Raw genomic sequence first — 23,573 nt, 5'->3', positions numbered from 1 at the left:
GGCTTGGAGCACTCCATATCCGCAAAGTTTTTGCGACAGCCTTGGGTTACTTACTTTTTGTTATCAATACAAGCATAGCTACGCATACAACAGAAATGGTTAACACCGCGATAGGTAATGTCAGTTGGCTGCTTTTTGCAAAGTGGCTGCTTAGTGAAACACCGATGCCTGTCAGTAGTAAGTTATTTGTATTCATCAACCCTGCGCCATTGGCTTTATCTTCAACGCAAGTCATTGCAAGGGTTGTCGCATTAGGCAGAATTAGCGCTACGCCTATAAATAAGAAAAATGCCGGTACAAATAAGCTGAAGGTATTTATAATAGTTGCTTTAAACAGAATAAATAAAATGATACTGCTGCAGAGTAGAATCATAACACCAAACATCAGAATTTTTCTGCCACAGTATTTAAGGCTAGCTTTGCCAGATAAATAAGAACCTATGAGTAGCCCTACTGATGTAATAATGCTGAGCAGCCCAAAATGTTGAGGGCTCATTTTAATAACGGTAATAGATAAAAAAGGAGAAAGGCTATTAAAAATATAAGCAGTTGCAGTGCCCGCGGTTGCTAATAAAGTAAAAACCAAGTAGTTAGGGCTTTTAAAAGCGTTTACTATTCCTTTTAAATTGCTTGATAATTGAATGGGTTTATACTGACTTTCAGGCAATGTTTCATTCAATTGACTGTAAGTAGCAATTAAAATAAACACAATATAAACACTCGCAATTTGCATAGTGCTCTGCCAACCGTAATGTTGTGTTAAAAAGCCGCCAATTGTGATGGCGACACAAGGCATAAGTGCAAAAATAAGAAATAGGGTAGATAATTTTTTTCTGGCATTTTGCTCGTCATAGCAGTCAGATAACACCGTCAATGCTACAACGGGTCCACATGCACCACCAAAAGCGATGATTGTTCGGGCAATTACTAGCCATATAAAGCTGCTTTCTACAATGGCTATCAATTGAATTAAGCTGCCTACCAACGCAACTACTAAGCCTGCTAGTGCGGCCATTTTACGTCCATACCGATTAGCCAATATACCATAAGGTAATTGCCCTATGGCATACCCCAGCAAAAAGGCTGTTACCAACCAGGTGGATTGAGTTGGCTTAATTAGAAAGGTTTCACTTATCTCTGGTAATGCTGGAGTAATAACAACGGCTACCAAAGAGGCAAAGCTCATGAGTAACATAAGTAAATAGATGGGAGGGGAATATAGTTTGTCGCTCTGTACTGCGGTGCTCATGGCTTCAACTAGCTTTTGTAAGGGTAAAAGCCAAAGTATATTGATTGACTAAATTTAATAAATATGTTTAGTTTTAATAGATTATTAAATATTATTTAATATACCCAATGCGAAGTGTATAAAGGGTATAGTTGAGAAGGTAAATCGGTGGTTACTGCAATCCCATACATGATGACTTTTATCGAAGTGGTTGAAAAACAAAGCTTTAGTCGTGCAGCTGGCAAGCTTGATCTATCCGCAGCTGCCGTCAGTATCCAGATGAAGAAGCTTGAGCAAGAGCTTGGCTTCTCTTTACTACAACGCTCAACTCGTACACTAAAACTCACTGAGCAAGGCGCTCGATTCTATGATCACTGTAAAGAGCTGCAAGCCTTACTGGCAGTAACGGAGTCGTTTGCTGATCGTGTTCATCAAGAGCCTGAAGGTAAGCTACGGGTTGTGTCGTCTATTTATACTGGGCATCGTTACTTAATTGAGCACTTATCAGAGTTTTATAAGCGCTACCCTAAGATACAGCTTGATGTAGAAATATCTGATCGCATTCCAGACTTCAGTCGCCAAGAGGTGGATATATTAGTCGGGTTTAGCAATCGTTATAAAGAACTACCTGGTGACTTATATTGTCGGCGTTTGCTATCAGTTTCAGCTTTGTTTTCGGCATCACCCACTTACCTGAAAAAATTTGGAACACCTAAATCTATAGGTGATTTAAAAAATCATGAATTTATCTACCATAAAACCCGCTCACCACAACAGACATTAAAGTTTTTTGCTGATATCGAAACGATTATTCCCCCTGCAAAAATTACCTTTAACTCTGTTGATGCAGTTATTTCTGCAGGTTTACAAGGGTTGGGAATTATTGATTGTCCCGAGTTGATATGTAGGCCCTATTTAAAGTCTGGGCGACTGATTCCTTTGTTTGTAGATATCTTTTCCAAAAAAATGGAAGGATACTTATTTTATGATAAGAAGAATGTCATGTTGCCAAAGTTTAGGGCGTTTATTGACTTTATGATAGAGAAAACTAAACATTTACGTGAAAATTAGTGGTTGATGATTTGTTTCTTTTAATCATCTCAGTTTGTTGTCTCAAGTTATTTCATCTACTTTTGAAATATAGCCACCTTTAATTAATAGGTAGTAACTGATTGTTGTTAATACTAACTTGCAATTGAGCGGTTGACATAACAGAGACTATGAAAAAAATACTTATTTTACTGATGGTACTTAATCTAAGTGCCTGTCGAACAACTGCCATTCATAATATTGAACAACAGTTACTTCCTTCTCGGTTAGATGGTCAGGCTTATGAGTTGAGAGAGGTAAAGGTTGCTGTGATGAAAGCATGTCAATTAAAAGGCTGGGTGCCACGAGTACAGGATGATGGCAGTGTTTTAGCCAGTATACTGGTTAGAGGTACTCATGAAGCTACAGTTAAAATTAGCTATGATCGGCAGTATCTCAATATAATCTATGTTGATAGCCAAAATTTACTTCAATCAGATGGAAAAATTCATCGAAACTATAATCGTTGGGTAAATAATTTATATACAACGATTACGCAACAGCTGAAGATGGAAAGCTGAATCTAGACATCACTCGTAAAGGGTATACTCTTTACAAAGTCTATAGCGCTTACAAGTGTAAAACGTATTAAAAAGTAAGGTGCCTTCTCATCGTTAAGAAGGCTCTTTATACTGCTTTATCTAGCAAGTTTTACCACGGTTCCTTTTAACGTAACGCCTGCGATTAGCGCGCCTGCGCCACACTCAAACTCAGTCGTGCTGGAAATTTCATTTTTCTTATAGTAAGACTTGATATTAACAACTGCATTGCCGCCTTCTTGTATGGCACGTTGCTGCAGAGAAATTAATGCTGACAAAATAACCCACTGACAGGCTTCTTTATCTGATTTATTAAACGCATTGGTTTTTTTGTTGGACATATACTCCCCAAGTCTTTTTAGGACTCTAGGTGTAGGTTGATTACCAAAATATAATGGTACGTTAGGTAATAATTTTTCTTTGGCTGCAGGCTTACTCAATGCTTCTTGAATTGAATACATTGTCCGTGTATCACGGGCTTCAACAGAGCTGATAGCAAGAGTAGAAAAAGCAAGCAGTGTACAAAGTGCTTTTAGTTTCATAGGGTTATATCCTATATTAAAAAATGCGAATCTAGAGGTAAGCCAAATATGCTACTGTCACAAAAATCGAGATGAACTTCAAGGTACAAATTTTAGGTACAAAAACTACCTCTCAGTTGTATCACTTCAATTGAGTTGATGCTTCTCATCTAATTGGATAAAACATGGTTAATTGATAGATAAAGGGCGATGAGAGTAGGAAAAGAGAGCAGGAAAAGATTGAATGGAGATATCATTTATTTGTGAATCACTGTTTCTATAAAAAAGCATATCTCAAATAAAATGATTTTTCATTTTATTGTATTTTAACGCAATGCTCGACTTTTCAGCCTATTAATTTAGATAACTGTAGTGGAGCATTGCCTTGGTTCCTATTAAATAATACACATAAGCTGTGCGATAACAGCTTGCGGGTCATTCGATTAGTCAAACTCCACAGGGTTCTGCCTTTGGTCCGTTGAATATTAAACCTCTCTACTAGCTGACCAATGGTTGTCTCAACTCGTCGTCGTAACCGATTAAGCTGGCTCCTCCAGGATTTGGGTAAAGGATCAATCATGTTATCTCTAACCGGGGTTTCTAGCTGAAGCGATTTTAACTCTAACAATTCAGCTTTAAATTCAGCCCCCAAATAACCTTTATCCCCTAACAACATGCCTGACGGCATACCTTCTGTTAACTCCCATACAGCTTCCCTTTCGCCATCACTTGCTGGGGTTAATGTAAATCCTGCTATGGCTCCATGAAAGTCAATAATGAGGTGCCCTTCAAAGCCATAATAGGTTTCCCTCTTGGATGCACAATAGCCATACTCAGCCTCTCCTTTAAAGCAGCTACAATTTCTTGCACGTTTAAAGTGGCTAACAGGCAAAGGAAAGCCATCAACAACATGTATAGGGTCATTAATAGTACCCAGCTCAGTTGTTACTTGCTTTTGTAACTGTTGTTTTATCGCCCATAAATTAGCAGCTTGTTTAGCAAACTGGCTTCTTGAGCCTATGCCTGGAAAATAAGCTTTCCAATGCTCTTTGAAGTATTTCCAGATAGCGGTATCAGCATCAAGGCCTTGAAATTCACCAATTAACTCCATGGTAATGACTTCGGCATCCGACAGTGAAGGCTTAATTCCTCGCTGACGTAATCGCCGTCGTTTTAATAAATCAGTTAAAACATCACCGACCCAACAATAAGTAGTTATGATAAACTCTTCCAGTGACATTCCCTTTCCTTTATATCCCTGTTTTCGCAAAACTTAGGATGGGGTTAGGGTTTGTCATTTCAAGTTATTAAAAGTCGAGCATCGCGTTATTTTACTGCCAGCGTGGCAACTTCTGAAAGCATCCTGGTTTTAGCTGGTTTTGCTACTACCGCAACTGATGTGAATTATTTTGAGTGCTTCTTTTTAGGCATAATGGGCCTATGTCAAGGAAAAGTAATATTGTAGCTAGAGAATAAATTGGGTCTCGTCACTCGACGATGGCTAGGTATATACTGATTATAAGGGTAATTTATTGTGATGCTATAATTGTTACAATAATTTGAACATAATTATAAGTTAGGGATAACGATGGGGCTTTCAATTGAAGCAGACACTTTTTCAAATCAAGATTTTGTGCTTTTTGAGCAAAAGGTTCGTGATGACTTAGATGTACTTAAAAAGCTATTGTCTGACCCAGATTTTGGGGTAGGTCAAGCATCATTGGGTGCTGAAGTAGAGTTTTATATTGTTGATCATCAACGTAAGCTCTTGCCTATTAACATGGAAATTAATGCTTTACTTCAAGACCCTCAATTAACGGTAGAGCTTAATCGCTTTAATTTAGAGTATAACCTAACTCCTCAGCCTTATAGCGGCTCTCCTTTTATGGCGATTGAACAGGAGTTGAACACTGCAATAAAAAAAATAGACGAAGCCGCAACACCACATAGGGGGCAAGTTATACCAATAGGTATTCTGCCAACATTAACTAAAAAAGATTTTCATGATCAAACAATGACCGATATTCCAAGATATCGGGCACTTTCCCATGCCTTGTGTAAAATGCGCGGTGGTCCTTTTAAGATTGCAATTGATGGTAAGGAGCCTATTGAATTAGAGACTGATGATGTTACGCTAGAAGGGGCAAGTACTTCTTTTCAAGTGCATTGGCGAGTACCTACCAGTCAATATGCAGATTACTTAAATGCTGTCCAGTTGGTAACACCCGTTGTTTTAGCCTTATCTTCGAATTCACCCAGTTTATTTGGCCATCATTTGTGGGCCGAAACGCGCATTGCATTGTTTAAGCAATCTATCGATAGTCGTTCATCCCATGAACAAAGTTGGCGTCATCCGCCGCGAGTATTTTTTGGTAATGGCTGGGTAAGGGAAAGCGCTTGGGAATTATTTGCGGCTTCAGCAGCATTGTTTCCACCGATTATTCCTGTTATTGGTGAAGAGAATCCTCATGCGAGTTTAGCAGCAGGAAAAACACCTAAATTAGAAGAATTACGACTTCATCAAGGCACGACTTGGCAATGGAACCGAGCAATATATGATGATGCTGATGGTGGGCATTTGCGTATCGAAATGCGTTCTTTGCCGGCTGGACCAACGTTAATAGATATGAGTGCAAATGCACTGTTTGCCATAGGATGTGCTATGGCTGTATTGCCTGATATTAAACACTTAACTTCTGTTTTACCATTTAATTATGCTGAGCATAATTTTTATCGAGCTGCTAAGTATGGTATGGATGCGCGTTTGGTTTGGCCTGCAAAAACACAGGTTCATCTGCATGAAGAGTCTGTATTGCATATAGCTAAGCACTTGTTGCCAAAAGCATGTCATGCACTGGAGACAACAGCACTATGTCATACTGAAATAAAGCGGTTGATGAATGTGATGCAAGGGCGTATTGAACAGCGTATTTGTGGTGCAAAATGGCAACGCCTAGTGACTAATCATTTATTAAAGTCCCTCAATAGAGAAGAAGCATTTGCGGAAATGTTAGCTAGCTATATTCAAGGCTACCGGAGTGGCAAGCCAGTTTGTGAATGGAGTATTTCACCATGAATAAAAGCACATCATCACTAATAAACGTATGGACTCAGCCTGACCCTGAAGAAATTGGTCATTCCATTGATGAGTTTCTTTCACGTTTAAAGCAGCCAACTATTATTCAATTATCAGGATTGGATGACAGCCGTACTAGAGTTATATCCACACTATTGCATGGTAATGAGCCATCAGGATTATATGCCGTTTTTAATTGGCTTAAGTCGGGAAAACAACCCGCAGTAAATACAGTGTTTTTTGTTGGTGCTGTCACTGCTGCACTGGAGCATCCAAGATTTTTTTATCGTCACTTACCTGATGAGAGGGATTTGAACCGTTGTTTTAAGGAGCCTTTTGATGATTATCCAGGGCATGTGGCGAAATCATTTCTAGACTTTTTAAAGGAAGAGCAGCCAGAGTGTTTAATTGATATTCATAATACATCAGGCTCTGGGCCTGCTTTTGCAGTGAGTATTTGCAATGACTTGGCTCATCAGACGCTGGTTTCTCACTTTGTCGATCGGCTAATCGTCACTAATCTACGTTTGGGTTCACTAATGGAGTTATCTGAACAAGATGTACCGACGATTACGGTTGAGTGTGGGGGAACACAAGATGAACAGGCACATCTATTGGCTATAGAGTCTGTTGATCGCTTTTTGTCGCTTGATGATGTATTTCAATATTCTGCTACAGATCGAGAGTTAGAAATTCTCTACAATCCTGTGCGTATAGAGCTGAAGCCAGATGCAACGATTGCGTATAACATGGCGCCTGTTGACGGTGTGGATATTACGTTACCTCTGAATATTGAGCATTTAAATTTTGGCGTCGTCGATACAGATATTCAATTAGGTTGGTTAGGGGAAAGGGGGATAGACTGCTTTCAAGTGGTTTCTCACGAGGGCAAAGATATTTCTCAGGAATTGCTACGAGTAGAAGGTAATCAACTGTTTCCTAAGCAGCCGGTGAAAGCCTTTATGATAACGACTAACCCAATCATTGCTAAAAGTGATTGTTTATTTTATGCCGTGACCTGCCAAGGGTAAATGTGGTGATAAAAGTAATTAGCTAAGCATATATTTTTAGCTGTTTACAGTGTTGTATACCTATCATGAATCATTTTCAGGTATAAAATAAAGTGGTATATACTCAAAGCGAAGGGTTATTTAGGCGCGGCCATCGAGAGATTAAGCCCCAGGAGTTTAGATAAGCAGTTTATATGAGGCCGTTTTGAATAAAGCAGCTAACACAGTTGATCGAAATCGAGTAGATATTTGGCTTTGTCAGTCAGTACAAACCGCTCATATAGTTCCTAGTGAGTGGCTAAGTAACGAAGAGTTAACACGATTAAATCGCTATCGCTCGACTGTAAAGCAACAACAGTTTTTAGCCGCTAGGGTATTTTTAAAAAAAACGCTTAGTTATTATGTATCTCTAAAGCCAAGTCAATGGCAGTTTGCTATTGGCCAGTATGGTAAACCGGTTATTGACTGGTGTGCGAGTGGTTTGCTTGAAGACCCTCAACTGTCTTTTAATCTTTCCCACAGTAGTGACTGTTTAGCTTTGCTGGTTACCCAACAGAACCCAGTAGGTATTGATGTTGAGTCACTTAGCCGACCCAGGCCATGGCCTAAACTGGCCAAACGTGTTTGTACTGATCAAGAACAAAGGGATTTAGCACGGCTACCAGAAGCCCAGCAATTCAGTCACTTCATTAAGTTATGGGCGCATAAAGAAGCGGTCCTAAAAGCAATGGGATTAGGGATAAATAGTCAGTGGCCGATGAATAGTCTGGGGTTTGGTTTAATTAATACAGAGGAACTCTGTTTTATGCCTCCTGCCAATTTTCCGCACAGTCATATTAATCTTTATAGTATTTTGCTTCATGGTGCTTGGTGTGCGAGTGCCATACTGGATTGCACTGATTCAGTAACATGGAATATCAAGCGCGACTAAGCCACTTGTTGATGCCAGCTCCGTTTATCTATTGAACGAATATTGTCGGCTTCTTCTATTGAAGCTAAATAGCTCATTAGTAGTTTAAGCTCTTTGTCTGCTGGCTCTCCATAGTAAGGAGCAACAGGAATCAGGTTGCTATACTGTCTTTCCAGCTTTTCTGGCGAGTCATCAATGACTAGTACATCTTCTAGATCGTAGCCATGCCGTTTAACCTTTTTCAGATCTTTTATGTAGTAATTGCAATCAAGTTCAGAATGGTAATGGCTAATACAGCGGTCTCTGGCCCAGACAAACTCTAACTGATCTGCTGAACCAAGCAGATGAGCCACTATAGTATCGGCATAAAGCTGGTTGCCTGTGGTCCACACTGCAAGCTTAAAGTGTTGCTGGCAAAACGCTAGAAACTCATCAAGATAAGGTCGAGTGTATATAAAGTAAGGACATGCGACAAAGGCATGTGGTAATTCCAGAGGAACCAGCTCAGCATGAATTAATGTTTCATCAAGATCAAGAATAAGCAGCTTGTCAGACATAACCTCACACCTCAACAGCTTACAGAGTTGCCCTTGTTAGTAAGTATAAGCAATAACAGTCAATAAATGACTTAGTTATTAGAAGAAAAAGTGCATATGAAGAGAGGGCTTATATTGAATAATGATGTTGTAGAGGGCCTATTTCATGCTGCTCATGAATAATAATAATAAACCCTCTCTTGGTGGATAATTGAAAAACTTCTGCTTGCTGACTACTACACTATATATTCAATAATCATTCATTGTGGAAGTAAGGGGGAGACAGGATGTTAACCTTTAAGAGCATGCATCTACCTTCTTTATATTATGTGTTAAATTGGCGCCGCAAGTTAGCATTTAATGAAAAGCGAAACTTGTTGTACATTCATGACTTAGCTGAATTTAATGAAGAGTGGTTAATTTATACAAAAGTCGCCCAAAAAATACGCTGGCCAGAAAAGCAGCAAATGGGGCTGCAGGTATTGCTATGTCTGTTAGCGAGAGCCACACCTTCTAAAGGGCATGACAGTTTTTTTAACTGCCTGGGTAGACCACTTATCCCAGGAATGGAGTTTGATGAGTCACGATTCCAACAAATCATTTCTGCTAAAAGCTGGAATGAGTTCTTTACTGCAATGCGGTCGGCAGTAAAACATCTTAATATTATCAAAGCAAGCTACACTACAGCAGATCTTTGTCATTTAGTGTTTCATCGAGCAGTGGAGTGGCAAGATAAAAAAAGTTTTTTATGGGATGCCAAAGATGCTTTTTCTCTAATTGCATCAGATCAGTTTTATAATGGACGTTATCAGGTAGCGTGAATTTTAATTGATTTGTGTTTTATTTGACATGTTTCGATATGTCTCTATTAGTTGGTTAATAAATAGGGTTGCCTGTTTTGAGTCCATATAACTATCAAGCAAATGCATGTGTTTTTCTTTGTTAAATGCTTGAAATGCTGGTGTTTGCCAGGCTTGGTTGATAATGGTTTCTAGCCATTTTAATTGTTTTTTAGGAGTTGCTTTTAAGGCAAAAAAACCTCTAAATCGATAAAGGGGGGTGAGTGACAAGCCAACATCAGGTAAGGAGGGTACCTCTTTAAACACTAAAGGTCGCTTATCTAATAAAGTCAGTATTGGCTTAATTGACTTGATATTAAGAAGCATATCAACATCGCCTGGCTGCTCTATTAAAGCATTCACTTCACCATTTAATAACGCTTGATAGCGGTGATTTGGTCTATCATAACTTTTTTGATGGAGAGTAACTCCAAGGTTTAACTCAATCCCCTGGATACTTAAATACTCCATTGAACCACGGTTACCAACGTTTGCAATGGTTGTTGGTTTGGTTTTAGCGTATTGAAGAAATTCCTGCCAGTTACTGTAATGAGGATTCTGGGGGTGAATGTAAATCTGACTAAAGGTTAATTGTGTAATGGCAATTGGTATCAGTTCTTTAGTTGGATGTAATTTAATAATACCATTAATGTAGTTTGCTATCAGATTGTCAGTTGCTTGTAATATTACCCAGTCTTTAGGTTTAAGGCGTGCAAAAATGTCTACAGCTTCTGCACCACCTCGGTCGGGCCTATTAGTAATAATCACCTTAATTTTTGTTGCTTTTTGGATTGCATTTCCCATAGCTCGTGATAGTTGATCTGAGCCTCCGCCACGCCCATAGGGAACGATAATTCTTAACATATTAGGGGGTGAGAACGCTTGGCTTAAACACGTATTACTATACACACAGAGAAATGTGCAATAAAGCAGTGTGAGTAAAGTTTTGTTCATTAAAAAAACCTAAGATGGCGCTTCCTTATTATTTTGTTTTATTTTAGACCACTTAAGAATCCAAGGCTTGGTTAGTTGAACAAGCTGTTGTTGTATTGTATCCAATGAAAATAGGTGACCAGTGGTGGGCATGCAGTGTAGTTGAATTAATTTATCGTGGTAGCGAAATTGTAAGGCGAAGGCATGTAAATAGCTGCGGTCAATATTTTTGTCTGGGTTTGGGTAATATAAATGGTCACCAATAATAGGTGAGCCTAGGCTTTTTAGTGCCACACGAATCTGGTGTGTTTTTCCTGTATAAGGTTTGATCAAAAATAAGCGTAAACCGCCGCCACAACCGTAGCTAAAAAACTGGCTAATTGCCGGGTTATTATTTGTTCTCACCAATTTCCATGTGCCGCGTCGTGAACGAATCATATCCCCTGTTATCAACCCTTGTTTTTTTCTGGGTCGTTTATCTGTTAAAGCAATATAGAATTTATCAACCTTTCGTTGCTGAAAAGCAGAAGAGAGCTGGCGATTTGCATCAGTATTTTTAGCTAAAATCAGCAATCCTGAGGTAATCTTATCAAGCCGGTGGACTAAATATAATTGAGGTTCATTTAATTGTTGCTGTAACCTCTGAATAAAGCTTATTGCTTGATCATCTTTATGTACACTTACCCCTATAGGTTTATTGATAACAACAAAATCAGGGTGGTCGAAAATTACATCTATCATAATCAGTAATACAAACCATTAACTATCAAGCTGACCATTATATACTCTTCACTAAGGCCAGAGACAGCAAACAATGATTAGAGGTGTCCTTAATGAGTTCTAGGCTAATCCGATCATTAAGATTGATGTATCATCGGGCAAAGGTTTTGTCGCTTGCGCTTGAAAGGCTTGATAAACATTATCAATCGCTTGGGCAACAGGTTTGGTGCAATTGGCAAGCAACGTTTCTCTTACCTTTCCTTCTAATTGTTTACGCCCTTTGGGTGTTTTTGCAGACTCAAATAAACCATCTGTATAAAGAACTAATTGCTGGCCAGGGTGAAATACGACCCGGGTTGTGTGGTAGGTCACCTCTGGCATTAAACCTGGCAGTGGCCCGGAGCACTCAATTTCTTCTATGTGACCACCACTGATAAATAAAGGTGCAGGGTGAGCGGCAGAAGCAATTAATAATGTTTTTTCATCAATAACTCTAAGTGCTAAGCAGGTGACTATCGTGGCTTGCATAACATCATTGCTTTCTGCAGCTTTAGATAGAGCAGTTAAAATTTCACCTGGGTCAGAGTAGTGCTGGGTGCAGGCATGGAATAAACCATGAAAAAAACCAGCAAAGGCGTGGGCAAAAAATTTAGCTTGTTCGCCATGGCCCATCACATCGCCAAGTATAATAGTGTGTTGATCAGCACTTTTGTAAATAAAGTCTCCTCCACCTGCAGTTGCTGCTTCCATTTTTAATGCTAACTCAAACTGACCTAGTTTGGGTGGTACTTGTATACGTAAAGTGTTGGTTACATCATGATCAAGCTTGTCGCCTAAGGTGGCTTTGATGTGTTTAGATCGGCTTAAGGATCGCTCAATTGCTGCGATTAACTTCTCTTGTTTGGTTGGTTTTATTAAAAAATCATCAATACCTGCATGAGATGCAGAAAACTCTGTTTCGGCATGCCCAGTAAGAAAAATAAATGGCATATGGCTGGTAGATTGGTTGGCTGCAAATCGTTGTCGTACTTCCAGGCCATTTAAGCCAGGCATTTCCATGTCTGAAATAACAATACTGACGGGGTGGCGGGTAATATCTGTTACGGCTTTACTGGGGTTTTGGTAAACAGAAACTTGATAGTTGTCTTTTAAATAGTGCTTTAAAATAGCCAGCGTTGTAGCATCATCATCAATAATGGCTACAGAAGGCTTATTAATAGGAGAATATGGCTTGGTAATTTCAAAGCAGTTAAGTGACTGCTCATCTGGCGCGGCTGTATACTGAAAACTTGGAAACCGAGACGACACTATGCCTAAGCCTACCCCTCCTTCATGTAATTCTTCTGAATTTAGCGACTGCTGACTAGTTTTTAGTTTATTGGCAAAGTCATTAAATGGTCCCCCATCATCGAAAACTTGTAATACCCAGCGGTTGCTATCTTGAAAGAAAACCACCTGAATAGATTTCGCTGGTGGCGAGCTGTATTTGACCACATTCGTCGCTATTTCACTAAACGCGAGAGTGAAATTTTGCTGAGCATCGTCTGGTAAATGTGCAGAGGACAGGATAGTTGTTAGTTTAAGTCTTAGTTGGCGGATGTTATTAAAGTTGGCTGGCTGTTGCTCATCCATAAACTTAAGCGTCATATCCTTGTCACCTGTGTCAGGCCAGTCGGGCCAGGTTATCAATTAGTGCACATGCTAATAGTGTAGCGAGAATTAAGAGAAGCAGGGGAGTAATAATAAGACGTGAATTCCCTCAGTAATAGGAATACTAAAGGGTGCCTGTTACGCCATAGCGCTATCTGACGGAGGCTTTTTGAAATACCGTATGGATGAGTTTTTGAATCATGAATATTATTACATAACAAAATAGGATGAGAGTGACGTAAATCTTCTTATCGTTGTATAATCCTCCGTTTGTCATATTTGCTTAGCAATGTGTGGGTGTGTTTGCCTAGCGGCACAATGTTTTTATTCATGGTTGGTTGTTATTCATGGTTGTCATTCATGAGGCAGCTACCACACACCATACATTGCCATAAATGAGTTTAGATATATTTAATTAAGCCCTGATGGGACGCCACTATGAAAAGCGCAGAGATACGATCAGCATTTTTAAATTATTTTAAGCGCCAGGGACATGAAATTGTAGCGAGTAGTTCCCTAGTGCCGCCTGCTGATGATAAAACCCTGCTATTTGCCAATGCAGGGATGAACCAATTTAAAGATGTGTTTTTAGGAAGAGAAGCACGTTCTTATACTCGGGCAACCACTGCGCAACGTTGTGTTCGAGCTGGTGGAAAGCACAACGACTTAGAAAATGTGGGATACACCGCCAGGCACCATACTTTCTTTGAAATGTTGGGCAACTTCAGTTTTGGTGATTACTTCAAGCGAGAAGCAATTCGTTTTGCTTGGGAGTTTTTAACTGTAGAACTAAAACTGCCTAAGGAAAAGCTTTGGGTCACGGTTTATAAAGACGATAAAGAAGCGGAAGATATTTGGTTTAATGAAATTGGCATAGATCAAACCCGATTTTCTCGTCTGGGAGAAAAAGACAATTTCTGGTCGATGGGTGACACAGGCCCTTGTGGTCCCTGTTCAGAAATCTTTTATGACCATGGTCCTGATATCGCGGGCGATCCTCCTGGTGGGCCAAACGATGATGGCGATCGCTATATCGAGATTTGGAACCTGGTGTTTATGCAGTTTAACCGCACGGTGGATGGCAAAATGGAGCCACTACCTAAGCCATCTGTTGATACAGGCATGGGACTAGAGCGGATTGCTGCTGTTATGCAACATGTGCATAGTAATTATGAAATCGATATTTTTCAGCACTTACTAAAAGCAGCTTCTGATTTATTAGGTGGAGTCGATCTTTCTGCTAAGTCGTTACGAGTAATTGCTGACCATATTCGTTCTTGTGCCTTTATTATCGGTGATGGGGTGCTGCCTTCTAATGAAGGGCGTGGGTATGTTTTACGACGCATAATCCGGCGGGCCATTCGCCATGGCAATAAGCTTGGTGCTAAAGGGCCATTCTTCCATAAATTGCTAACTGCGCTTATTGACGTTATGGGAGATGCTTACCCTGAGCTGGTAGAGTCGAAACAGCATATCGAGCGAATATTATTAAAAGAAGAAGAGCAGTTTAGTAAAACCCTCGATAATGGAATGAGAATTCTTGAGGATGTTATTGCGGAGCTTAAAGGCAAGGTCATTCCTGGGCAGACGATTTTTACCTTATACGACACTTATGGTTTCCCTGTTGATTTAACTAACGATATAGCCAGAGAGCGCGAGCTGACTCTGGATATTGCTGGTTACGAAGCTTTAATGCAGCAAACGGCTGATGCGAATAGAAAGCGCAAGGCAACTGTCGATTACAATGCAGCCTTAAATCTGGATGGGCAAACTGAGTTTACCGGTTATCAACAGCTGGCCCATCAAGCCACGATTAGTCATATTTTAGTGGGTGGTGAGGCTGTGCAACATGCCACTGAAGGGCAACAGGCCGTATTAGTATTAGATCAAACCCCTTTTTATGCAGAGTCTGGTGGCCAGGTAGGTGATAAAGGCTTACTACAGTGGGACGGTGGTAAGTTTGAGGTGATGGATACTCAAAAAGAAACTGATCACCACTTACATATAGGTACTATAAAACAAGGGAAATTAGCTGTAGGCCAACAAGTAGAGCTGGTTGTTGATCAAGAAAAACGCCAGGCTACCGCGTTAAACCACTCAGCTACGCACTTATTACATTCAGCGTTACGTGAAGTATTAGGTGATCATGTATTGCAGAAAGGGTCGATGGTTGATAGCGAACGACTTCGTTTCGATTTTTCTCATTATGAAGCAGTTACCCCAGAAGAAATTGCACAAATTGAAGCCATTGTGAATGAGCAAATACGTGCGAATACTCCTGTGGCGGTAGAAATCACTGATATGGATACAGCCAAACAAAAAGGTGCTATGGCCCTGTTTGGTGAGAAATATGGTGAGCAAGTGCGACTGCTAAGTATGGGAACCAATGGATTTTCTGTGGAATTGTGTGGTGGTACCCACGTAGATCGTACTGGTGATATTGGTACGTTTGTGGTTGTTGCTGAAACGGGGATTGCTGCTGGTATACGACGGATTGAGGCAATAACAGGTAAAGCCGCTTTTGCCTGGCTTAAGCAAAGTGAACAACATTTGCAGACTATTGCCAGTTGGATGAAAGCCGGTCGTGATAATGTGGTAACTAAAGTGCAGGACTTGTTAGATCGCCAGCGCCAGCTGGAAAAACAACTCAGCCAATTACAGCAGAAATTAGCTAGCTCGGCAGGCAATGACTTAATGGCCCAAGTTAAGGAAATATCGGGTGTAAAAATGCTAGCGGCAGAGTTAACTGGTGTCGACCAGAAAGCGTTACCTGACACGATTGACCAGTTAAAAAATAAACTAGGTTCTGGTGTTGTAGTGCTAAGCATTAAAGTCGCTGATGATAAGTTGGCGATCGCTTCTGGTGTTACTAAAGACTTATGTGGTCAAATTAAAGCCGGCGATTTATTGAAATTTGTAGCAGAACAAGTGGGTGGTAAAGGTGGTGGTAGACCAGACTTTGCCCGTGGTGGTGGTAGCCAGCCAGAAAAAGTAGCAGAAGCATTAGCTTCGGTTGAGGGTTGGCTAGCTAATAAGCTTTAGAGCAAAAACTTGAAAACGGGTAGTGCGTACTGATTAACCATCTTATAATAAGTCGCTTTACCCTAATGTTGCCAAAGAAGACGGAAATGATTCAGAACCGAAAGCTTATGCTACGTTAGCGAATATATTAGCTGGGTTATTGATTAGTTCGTCACACTTATAAACGCAGAATGCAAAAACTAACGTAATATGGCATTAATCGTACAAAAATTTGGTGGTACTTCTGTAGGCACCGTTGAACGTATCCAAGAAATAGCCGACAAAGTTAAGACTTTTCGTGAGAAGGGTGATGATATTGTCGTTGTTGTGTCGGCAATGAGTGGTGAAACCAATCGGCTGATTGAGCTTGGCAGTCAAATGCAACAGAAGCCAACCCCGCGAGAAATGGATGTTTTGCTTTCTACTGGAGAGCAGGTAACCATTGCTTTATTAACGATGGCGTTAAACGAGCGGGGGTGCCCTGCCAGATCTTATACAGGCAGCCAGGTTAAAATCAAAACCAATAGCGCGTTTAATAAAGCTCGAATCGAAGATATTGAAAGAGAAAAAATTGCCAATGACTTAACTGCGGGTCGGGTTGTTGTGGTGGCTGGTTTTCAGGGTGCTGATGAAGAAGGTAACATCACTACATTAGGCCGTGGTGGCTCAGATACAACGGCTGTTGCATTGGCTGCTGCACTAAAAGCGGACGAATGTCAGATTTACACCGATGTTGATGGTGTATACACCACAGATCCACGTGTTGTAGATAATGCTCGACGCCTGGAAAAAATCACCTTTGAAGAAATGTTAGAAATGGCCAGCTTGGGTTCAAAGGTGTTGCAAATTCGTTCAGTAGAGTTTGCGGGCAAATACAGTGTCCCACTACGAGTTTTGCATAGTTTCAAAGAAGGGCCAGGTACACTAATTACATTAGAAGATGAGGACTCTATGGAGCAGCCGCTGATTTCTGGTATAGCGTTTAATCGTGACGAAGCTAAGTTAACTGTTAAAGGGGTTCCGGATATTCCAGGGGTTGCTTCTCGTATATTAGGCCCAATCAGTCGTGCCAATATAGAAGTCGACATGATTATTCAAAATGTCGCGGAAGATAAGACTACAGATTTTACCTTTACCGTACATCGCAATGATTACCAACAAGCGATGGAGCAGCTGGAAGAAACGGCTAAAGAGCTAGGTGCTAGTGAGTGTGAAGGTGATAATAAAATAGCCAAAGTATCGATTGTTGGGGTAGGGATGCGCTCCCATGCGGGTGTAGCGACCACCATGTTTGATGCATTAGCAAAAGAAGGGATTAATATTCAAATTATTTCCACTTCTGAAATAAAAGTATCTGTCGTGATTGCAGAGAAATATCTAGAACTTGCTGTGCGTGCATTACATTCAGCATTTGAACTTGATCAAGTGCCTGGTGGTGAAGGTTAAATAAACTCGCGTTTAGTGAAAATACGCATAGATTACACTCACCTAGCGACTACACTATATTTATAGGTGGGTGTATAAAATTTAATCATTGTTGCAAGCAGTGATAACATCTAACTAAATTGGTTTGATTCAGTAGTAGAAGAAGTAGCAGCAACATCAGTATTTACAAGCCATTGAGATTATATAGCTTTGCAAGTAGCTGTGGTTGTTGTTTAATCTCAATAAGCGAAGGAGATAGTAATGCTTATTTTAACTCGCCGTGTTGGTGAAACTCTCATGGTTGGCGATGACGTGACCGTAACTGTCTTGGGTGTTAAAGGCAACCAAGTAAGAATTGGTGTGAATGCGCCAAAAGAAGTTGCTGTGCATCGTGAAGAAATTTATCAACGTATTCAAAAAGAAAAAGAGGAAAAAGTAGGCAGCTAAATTTTTTATAAAAAGTACTTTGCTTTTCGCGCGAATCTGTTATTATTTCGCGCGTCGCTAAGGAGAGATGGCCGAGCGGCTGAAGGCGCTCCCCTGCTAAGGGAGTATACGGTTTGTAGCCGTATCGAGGGTTCGAATCCCTCTCTCTCCGCCAAAGTTTTTTTGCCTGTTGTAGATGCTTTCATTTAGGCAAGGCTGAGCTGCAATTTTGTTTGCGGTTTTGTTATAGGAAATGAAGTATCAAAGATGTGCGTCCGTAGCTCAGCTGGATAGAGTACCTGGCTACGAACCAGGCGGTCGGAGGTTCGAATCCTCCCGGACGCGCCATTTTAGAAAAGCCCGATTTAATCGGGCTTTTTTATTTTGGGTAAGCTGATTTTACTGCTTATAGTTCATTTGAATATAATCTAAAAATTAGTTTGACTCTCATGGCAAAAAACTCTATATTACGCGCCCACAAGCAACGCGTCCGTAGCTCAGCTGGATAGAGTACCTGGCTACGAACCAGGCGGTCGGAGGTTCGAATCCTCCCGGACGCGCCATATTGAAGCAAGAAGTAAAATAAAAACCCACAAGGTTATCCACATAATCTTGTGGGTTTTTGTGTGTAATAATAATTGCTTAATTATTACGCCCTCTAATCGCCATGATTACTCCTCTATTAAACAATCTCCCTTATTTATAAAGACTTTCCCAAAACAGTAGCGTGTAGATTTACATCTTGGTTAAAAAAACAGCCACCCTTTCAAAGTGCTTTTAGCTCGACTTTAGTGTGATTTGATCAGAACAAATTAACAGGTTTATCCACAGTTTTTGTGGGTAACTAGGTAGCAAGGCCTGTTGATAGTTTTGCCCAAAGATTTATCAATACACTATACTGGAGGTATATTTGCTCAATGCTAGTAACTAGCTTTGTTAATAACTAATAGCTGTTTAAGGCAAGTTATTAATTAAGGGAATGGCAGCTAACTGCAATAAAGAATCTTTGATATTGCAGTATTTACACAGGGTTGTGTATGAGTTTCGATCGGTTTTACGATCATCAGGTTAAAACAAAACAGGCTAGTGTAAGCTGTAATGAGCCCTGGGTAGGCATTTTAACTGCCCAAGGCCAGTGGCTATTAAAAAATAAAGCGCTTGAAAGAGAGTTAACAGCATTAGCAAATGGGCAATATCAGCCTGACTGGATTGAACTAGTCCGTGACTTAAGCAATTCAGGTCAGCTAGCCCAGCATGGAACCAGTTTTTGTATCCCCTCCTACTCATCTAGCCAGTCAGGTCAGCGCCGGTTGTGGTGTCAACTACTGCCTTTTCAAAAAAAAGACAGTCGAGGTGCATTAGTAACAATTACAGAGCAACCTTTACTTGTTAATAATGCAGCGGATTTAGCTGCTTGGTTTGCGATCTTAGATGCTATTCAAGATAGTACGTTATTATTTGATCAGTCAGGTGTGTTACTGCATGCAAATACAGTAGCAATGCAGTTGGTGGGAATAACAAGCGACGTTGATAAAAATAACTTATATATAAGTCAGTTGTTTCCTGAGTTACAGCTGAATGATAAAGAGCACTTACCTCAATGGCTTGCTGGAAGTGATAGTGGCTTTGGAGAGGGAAATCAGTGGCGAGAAGTAACTTTATTAAATGCCCAGAATAAAACGCAACTAGTCATGATGACAATGATGTCATTATCCATTCAAGGGCAGCAGTGGGTAATGGTATTGTTAAGGGATAATGCTAAGCAGTTTCTTTCGCAGCAGAAATTACTGAATTATCTATACCATGATCCTCTGACAGGCTTAGCTAATCGAGCATTATTTCAAGACAGGCTGGCACAAGGCGTGATACGTGCTCGTCGAAGAAAGCGAAAGGTTGCATTACTGGTTATTAACTTATCTCGCTTTAAAGTAATAAACGACACTTTAGGTCATGCTGCAGGTGATGACCTATTGAAAAAAGTTGCCTTGCGCTTAGGTCAAGCGGTTAGAGAAGAAGACACCATAGCAAGATTAGGCAGTGATGAGTTTGCAATCATATTAGAGGATACATTTGATCAAAATGATGCAGCTGTTGTCGGGCAGCATGTTGTAGAAGTATTAAGTGTCCCTTTTCAATTACAAGAAAAGGAAATTTTTGTTTCTGCCAGTATTGGTATTAGCTTACTAACCTCCCCTTCAGATAATCATGAAACGCTGCTAAAGCAAGCCGATATAGCATTAAATAAAGCAAAGCAGTTAGGGCCTAACCACTACGAGTTTTTCTCTAAAGAGATGAAAGCGGTTTCAGAGTATCGTATCCAGTTGGAAAGTCGCTTGCATTATGCTTTGGCTAATCAAGAAATGGTTCTTTACTATCAACCACAAATTGATATTCATTTTGGTTGTATTGCTGGGTTTGAAGCTTTACTGCGCTGGCGACATCCAACAGAGGGGATTATTTTACCGGGCTTATTTATTCCTCTGCTTGAAGAAACTGGCTTGATATTACCCGTTAGTGAATGGTTGTTAGAAACAGCATGTATACAGCATCGAGCTTGGATATCAGACGGCAAAGTTCCACCTTATACCTCTATTGCAGTTAATTTGCCTACACGTTTGCTATTGAGTGGTAGTTTATTATCAGTGCTGGATAAGGCACTACATAATAGCCAATTACCTCCTCAGCTACTGGAATTAGAGATCACAGAAAGTATGCTCATGCATGATATTAACTTTGCAATTAAGGAATTAAATCAAGTAAAAGCGCGGGGAGTTAGTATCAGCATTGATGACTTTGGTACAGGCTATTCATCATTAAGTTATTTAAAGCAGTTGCCTATTGATACTTTAAAAATTGATCGAATGTTTGTTGAAGATATTCCAGATGATCAGGATGCAGCAAGTATTGCGCGAGCAATCATTAACTTGGCACATAACTTAAAGCTACAAGTGATTGCAGAAGGGGTAGAAAATGAGAAAGCCCTTGGTTTTTTGCAGGCGGAAGGGTGTGATATTTGTCAAGGATATTTATTTGCACCGGCATTACCAGCAGAGCAGCTATTGGAAAAATATGAGCAATTAACTGAAACCGCTTATATGGAATCGACGTTAGCGCCTCACTCGGTCACTCATTAAGGTATAAACCTTTAGAAGGCACGCACTTAATTCTTATTCACAGAGAAATTGAAAAATTTTACATAAAAAGAAAGAGTTGGGTATGTGTTGATCAAAAAGTGATCAATTTGCAGTCGTAGCCACAAGCTTGCAGCCTTTCGCCATTTAATCAAAACTTGATCACAGACTTATCCACAAATACTGTGGGTAATGCCACATTTTTTTTATGATGCTAATAGCGCTGTGCTTTTGCATAGATGTTTGTTATAGCTTTTTTCTACACAACCTGTCTGCTAATTTAACATCCCAATCAATCAACTAACTATTTGATTTTACTATTATTTTTATAGGTGTTTGATTTTATTAGGAGGTTCCTGGTAGGTAATGACTGACATAAAGCCAACACGGTATATATTTGTTGTATTGTCTTAGTTTTATTGTGTGGTAATTTTGACGAGTATCTGCACAGAAGTTGTCCACAGTTAATAGTGTGGTCTAAAAAATAGCAAATGGTGTCAGAAAACTTAAAAACATTACTTGTGGATAGCTGAAGAGAATATCCTCAGCTTGGGAGGCTGTCGCAAAACTACTGCGCTTGCAAATACAGCGTTAAAAACCGGCTCAAAGTACTCACAAATTTGTCTGGAACAAATTTGAACAGCCTCTGGCTGGCCTGCTAAGGTGGAGCACAGGATGTGCGGAGTATTTATTAATTATAAACTCCGCCTTTTCGCCGATTTTTGTCTTGTCTTTGCTTCGCTCATAACCTTTTGCAACACCCTCTTGGGTTAAGGGAGACGCTAAAAACAGTTCTTTTTGCTGTGTTCTTAAAATAAACCTAATGCTTCAGTGTCATAACTAATTAATATATTTTTTACTTGTTGGTAATTGGTTAATGCTGATTTATGGGTTTCTCTGCCAATGCCGGATTTTTTATAACCACCAAAAGCCGCATGTGCTGGGTATTGGTGATAACAGTTGGTCCAGATTCGTCCGGCTTCAATTTGTCGGGCAACACGATAGGCTCGATTAATATCCATTGTCCATACCCCAGCGCCTAGGCCGTATTGGGTTTGGTTGGCGATACTAATGGCTTCAGCTTCGTTGCTGAATCGAGTGACGCCAATGGTAGGGCCAAAAATTTCTTCTTGAAAAACCCGCATTTGGTTGTTGCCTTTCATGATGGTAGGCTCGATATAAAAACCATTGGCTAAGTGTTCAGCTACGGTTGCTTTATGACCTCCGAGTAAAATTTCTGCACCTTCTTGGCGTCCAATATCCATATAACTGAGGATTTTGTCCATTTGTTCGGCAGAGGCTTGGGCACCTATTTGAGTATCAGTATCTAGGGGGTTACCTTGTTTAATAGTTTTTGCTCGATTTAACACTAACTCGATAAATTCATCATAAATACGGTCATGAATTAATGCACGAGAAGGACAGGTACATACCTCTCCCTGATTAAAAAAGCCTAATAACAAGCCTTCAACTGCTTTATTAATATACGCTTCTGGTTGTTGAAGTATATCCTCGAAATAAATATTGGGTGACTTGCCGCCAAGCTCAACGGTGCAAGGAATTATTTTCTCGGCGGCTTGCTTGAGGATTTCGCTACCAATGGGGGTAGAACCTGTGAACGCTAATTTGGCTATTTGGTTACTACTAGCTAAAGCGGCACCTGCTTCCTGGCCTAAACCATTCACAATATTGATAACACCTGAAGGGAATAGGTCGCCAATTAACTCCATTAATACCAAAATTGATACAGGAGTTTGTTCAGCAGGTTTGAGCACAATGCAGTTACCTGTGGCCAGTGCGGGAGCTAACTTCCAAGCAGCCATCAGAAGTGGAAAGTTCCAGGGGATAATTTGACCAACCACGCCAATGGGTTCATAAAAGTGGTAGCTGGCAGTGGTTGCATTAATATCCGCAGTACTGCCTTCTTGAGCCCGAATACAGCCAGCAAAATAGCGGAAATGGTCAACAACAAGAGGTAAATCGGCATGTAGGGTTTCTCTGATCGCTTTACCATTATCCCAGGTTTCAATGAGTGCCAGCTTGTCTGTATGCTGCTCAATGCGATCAGCCGCTTTTAATAGTAAATTTGCTCTCTCTGTAACAGGAGTATTCCTCCAAGCTGATTTAGCCTGATGGGCTGCATTTAACGCAAGGTCAATGTCTTCAATTGTTGAACGAGGAACCTCACAATAAACGTCACCTGTTACTGGGCTGATATTTTGTAAATATTGCTCTTTAACAGGAGCCTTCCATTCACCGTTTATATAGTTGGCATAACGCGCTTTAATACTGATCAAAGCATTTTCACTTCCTGGTTTTTGGTAAATCATTAGTTATCCTTATTTGTTTCTATTATTGTTGTAGTGGTTTACGTTTTATTTTGCTGTCTTACTATAGGTATCGCGCTTCCTTAAGCTAGGCCACTGTAGCATATGGCTATAGTGGAATAAATTTTCTTTATATTTGTATGGTTTTTAAACAGCTGTCCAAGTCTGTATCCATCTTTTAGAGATGCCCTC

At 40.2% G+C, this 23,573-nt stretch carries 18 protein-coding genes and 3 tRNA genes; 13 read left to right on the top strand and 8 right to left on the bottom strand.

Annotated features, from left to right (window positions below):
• Positions 1 to 46 precede the first annotated feature (46 nt).
• Positions 47 to 1,249: an MFS transporter gene (locus OQE68_RS04160; protein ID WP_180567401.1), complete on the bottom strand. Its 1,203-nt coding sequence runs from the start codon at positions 1,247 to 1,249 to the stop codon at positions 47 to 49.
• A gap of 147 nt (positions 1,250 to 1,396) precedes the next feature.
• On the opposite strand from OQE68_RS04160, the gene OQE68_RS04155 reads away from it, so the two are divergent.
• Both OQE68_RS04155 and OQE68_RS04150 read left to right on the top strand, forming a co-directional pair.
• On the top strand, positions 1,397 to 2,299 hold the full coding sequence (locus OQE68_RS04155) for a LysR family transcriptional regulator (protein WP_180567402.1): 903 nt from the start codon (positions 1,397 to 1,399) through the stop codon (positions 2,297 to 2,299).
• A gap of 149 nt (positions 2,300 to 2,448) precedes the next feature.
• Positions 2,449 to 2,838 carry a hypothetical protein gene (locus OQE68_RS04150; RefSeq protein WP_180567403.1) on the top strand — a complete coding sequence of 130 codons (390 nt, stop codon included), beginning with the start codon at positions 2,449 to 2,451 and terminating at the stop codon, positions 2,836 to 2,838.
• Positions 2,839 to 2,954: 116 nt separating this feature from the next.
• Here OQE68_RS04150 and OQE68_RS04145 read toward each other — a convergent pair whose 3' ends face one another.
• A complete protein-coding gene (locus tag OQE68_RS04145) occupies positions 2,955 to 3,398 on the bottom strand; it encodes an excinuclease ATPase subunit (RefSeq protein ID WP_180567404.1) in 444 nt (147 codons plus the stop codon).
• 325 nt (positions 3,399 to 3,723) lie between these two features.
• Positions 3,724 to 4,617 (bottom strand): IS982 family transposase, encoded by an 894-nt coding sequence (locus OQE68_RS04140; protein WP_266195524.1) that lies wholly within the window; start codon positions 4,615 to 4,617, stop codon positions 3,724 to 3,726.
• Between the two features lie 348 nt (positions 4,618 to 4,965).
• On the opposite strand from OQE68_RS04140, the gene OQE68_RS04135 reads away from it, so the two are divergent.
• From OQE68_RS04135 to OQE68_RS04125, 3 genes are all read left to right on the top strand, one after another.
• On the top strand, positions 4,966 to 6,453 hold the full coding sequence (locus OQE68_RS04135) for a glutamate-cysteine ligase family protein (protein WP_180571204.1): 1,488 nt from the start codon (positions 4,966 to 4,968) through the stop codon (positions 6,451 to 6,453).
• Positions 6,450 to 7,484, top strand: coding sequence for a M14 family metallopeptidase (locus tag OQE68_RS04130; protein ID WP_219340209.1), 1,035 nt, complete (start codon positions 6,450 to 6,452; stop codon positions 7,482 to 7,484). Before OQE68_RS04135 ends, OQE68_RS04130 begins: the two co-directional genes overlap by 4 nt.
• 184 nt (positions 7,485 to 7,668) lie before the next feature.
• Positions 7,669 to 8,394, top strand: a complete 726-nt coding sequence (locus OQE68_RS04125) for a 4'-phosphopantetheinyl transferase family protein (protein ID WP_180571202.1) — start codon at positions 7,669 to 7,671, stop codon at positions 8,392 to 8,394.
• Here the strand turns inward: OQE68_RS04125 and OQE68_RS04120 are convergent.
• Complete coding sequence (locus tag OQE68_RS04120) at positions 8,391 to 8,930, bottom strand: HAD family hydrolase (RefSeq protein WP_180571201.1); 540 nt, start codon at positions 8,928 to 8,930, stop codon at positions 8,391 to 8,393. The two genes, OQE68_RS04125 and OQE68_RS04120, sit on opposite strands and share 4 nt — an antisense overlap.
• Positions 8,931 to 9,196: 266 nt before the next feature.
• On the opposite strand from OQE68_RS04120, the gene OQE68_RS04115 reads away from it, so the two are divergent.
• Positions 9,197 to 9,730 carry a hypothetical protein gene (locus OQE68_RS04115; protein WP_180571200.1) on the top strand — a complete coding sequence of 178 codons (534 nt, stop codon included), beginning with the start codon at positions 9,197 to 9,199 and terminating at the stop codon, positions 9,728 to 9,730.
• 3 nt (positions 9,731 to 9,733) lie between these two features.
• On the opposite strand, the gene OQE68_RS04110 is transcribed toward OQE68_RS04115, so the two are convergent.
• From OQE68_RS04110 to OQE68_RS04100, 3 genes are all read right to left on the bottom strand, one after another.
• Positions 9,734 to 10,612 carry a tripartite tricarboxylate transporter substrate-binding protein gene (locus OQE68_RS04110; protein ID WP_180571199.1) on the bottom strand — a complete coding sequence of 293 codons (879 nt, stop codon included), beginning with the start codon at positions 10,610 to 10,612 and terminating at the stop codon, positions 9,734 to 9,736.
• A gap of 99 nt (positions 10,613 to 10,711) precedes the next feature.
• Positions 10,712 to 11,422 (bottom strand): TIGR01621 family pseudouridine synthase, encoded by a 711-nt coding sequence (locus OQE68_RS04105; protein WP_180571198.1) that lies wholly within the window; start codon positions 11,420 to 11,422, stop codon positions 10,712 to 10,714.
• A 99-nt stretch (positions 11,423 to 11,521) separates the two neighbouring features.
• Positions 11,522 to 13,048 carry a SpoIIE family protein phosphatase gene (locus tag OQE68_RS04100; RefSeq protein ID WP_180571197.1) on the bottom strand — a complete coding sequence of 509 codons (1,527 nt, stop codon included), beginning with the start codon at positions 13,046 to 13,048 and terminating at the stop codon, positions 11,522 to 11,524.
• A 441-nt stretch (positions 13,049 to 13,489) separates the two neighbouring features.
• Between OQE68_RS04100 and alaS the strand changes: the two genes are divergently transcribed.
• From alaS to OQE68_RS04065, 7 genes are all read left to right on the top strand, one after another.
• A complete protein-coding gene (gene alaS, locus OQE68_RS04095; RefSeq protein ID WP_180571196.1) occupies positions 13,490 to 16,093 on the top strand; it encodes an alanine--tRNA ligase in 2,604 nt (867 codons plus the stop codon).
• 189 nt (positions 16,094 to 16,282) lie between these two features.
• Positions 16,283 to 17,518, top strand: a complete 1,236-nt coding sequence (locus tag OQE68_RS04090; RefSeq protein WP_180571195.1) for an aspartate kinase — start codon at positions 16,283 to 16,285, stop codon at positions 17,516 to 17,518.
• Positions 17,519 to 17,758: 240 nt separating this feature from the next.
• Positions 17,759 to 17,944: a carbon storage regulator CsrA gene (csrA, locus tag OQE68_RS04085; RefSeq protein ID WP_163834898.1), complete on the top strand. Its 186-nt coding sequence runs from the start codon at positions 17,759 to 17,761 to the stop codon at positions 17,942 to 17,944.
• A gap of 61 nt (positions 17,945 to 18,005) precedes the next feature.
• A tRNA-Ser gene (locus OQE68_RS04080) sits at positions 18,006 to 18,098 on the top strand.
• A gap of 96 nt (positions 18,099 to 18,194) precedes the next feature.
• A tRNA-Arg gene (locus tag OQE68_RS04075) sits at positions 18,195 to 18,271 on the top strand.
• Between the two features lie 138 nt (positions 18,272 to 18,409).
• A tRNA-Arg gene (locus tag OQE68_RS04070) sits at positions 18,410 to 18,486 on the top strand.
• 474 nt (positions 18,487 to 18,960) lie between these two features.
• Positions 18,961 to 21,057 carry a putative bifunctional diguanylate cyclase/phosphodiesterase gene (locus tag OQE68_RS04065; protein ID WP_180571194.1) on the top strand — a complete coding sequence of 699 codons (2,097 nt, stop codon included), beginning with the start codon at positions 18,961 to 18,963 and terminating at the stop codon, positions 21,055 to 21,057.
• An 806-nt stretch (positions 21,058 to 21,863) separates the two neighbouring features.
• Here OQE68_RS04065 and OQE68_RS04060 read toward each other — a convergent pair.
• Positions 21,864 to 23,384 carry an aldehyde dehydrogenase family protein gene (locus OQE68_RS04060; RefSeq protein WP_180571193.1) on the bottom strand — a complete coding sequence of 507 codons (1,521 nt, stop codon included), beginning with the start codon at positions 23,382 to 23,384 and terminating at the stop codon, positions 21,864 to 21,866.
• Positions 23,385 to 23,573 lie beyond the last annotated feature (189 nt).

Origin of the sequence: Spartinivicinus marinus, assembly GCF_026309355.1 — a bacterium.
GTDB classification, from domain to species: Bacteria; Pseudomonadota; Gammaproteobacteria; order Pseudomonadales; family Zooshikellaceae; genus Spartinivicinus; species Spartinivicinus marinus.
Note: the sequence above shows the minus strand (reverse complement) of the source record. Positions and strands in the feature narration are given on the sequence as shown.

Coding starts and splice junctions, on each gene's coding strand:
- OQE68_RS04160 (WP_180567401.1), bottom strand. CDS start 1,249: ATGAGCACCGCAGTACAGAGCGACAAACTATATTCCCCTCCCATCTAT.
- OQE68_RS04150 (WP_180567403.1), top strand. CDS start 2,449: ATGAAAAAAATACTTATTTTACTGATGGTACTTAATCTAAGTGCCTGT.
- OQE68_RS04145 (WP_180567404.1), bottom strand. CDS start 3,398: ATGAAACTAAAAGCACTTTGTACACTGCTTGCTTTTTCTACTCTTGCT.
- OQE68_RS04140 (WP_266195524.1), bottom strand. CDS start 4,617: ATGTCACTGGAAGAGTTTATCATAACTACTTATTGTTGGGTCGGTGAT.
- OQE68_RS04135 (WP_180571204.1), top strand. CDS start 4,966: ATGGGGCTTTCAATTGAAGCAGACACTTTTTCAAATCAAGATTTTGTG.
- OQE68_RS04130 (WP_219340209.1), top strand. CDS start 6,450: ATGAATAAAAGCACATCATCACTAATAAACGTATGGACTCAGCCTGAC.
- OQE68_RS04120 (WP_180571201.1), bottom strand. CDS start 8,930: ATGTCTGACAAGCTGCTTATTCTTGATCTTGATGAAACATTAATTCAT.
- OQE68_RS04115 (WP_180571200.1), top strand. CDS start 9,197: ATGTTAACCTTTAAGAGCATGCATCTACCTTCTTTATATTATGTGTTA.
- OQE68_RS04110 (WP_180571199.1), bottom strand. CDS start 10,612: ATGTTAAGAATTATCGTTCCCTATGGGCGTGGCGGAGGCTCAGATCAA.
- OQE68_RS04105 (WP_180571198.1), bottom strand. CDS start 11,422: ATGATAGATGTAATTTTCGACCACCCTGATTTTGTTGTTATCAATAAA.
- OQE68_RS04100 (WP_180571197.1), bottom strand. CDS start 13,048: ATGACGCTTAAGTTTATGGATGAGCAACAGCCAGCCAACTTTAATAAC.
- alaS (WP_180571196.1), top strand. CDS start 13,490: ATGAAAAGCGCAGAGATACGATCAGCATTTTTAAATTATTTTAAGCGC.
- OQE68_RS04090 (WP_180571195.1), top strand. CDS start 16,283: ATGGCATTAATCGTACAAAAATTTGGTGGTACTTCTGTAGGCACCGTT.
- csrA (WP_163834898.1), top strand. CDS start 17,759: ATGCTTATTTTAACTCGCCGTGTTGGTGAAACTCTCATGGTTGGCGAT.
- OQE68_RS04065 (WP_180571194.1), top strand. CDS start 18,961: ATGAGTTTCGATCGGTTTTACGATCATCAGGTTAAAACAAAACAGGCT.
- OQE68_RS04060 (WP_180571193.1), bottom strand. CDS start 23,384: ATGATTTACCAAAAACCAGGAAGTGAAAATGCTTTGATCAGTATTAAA.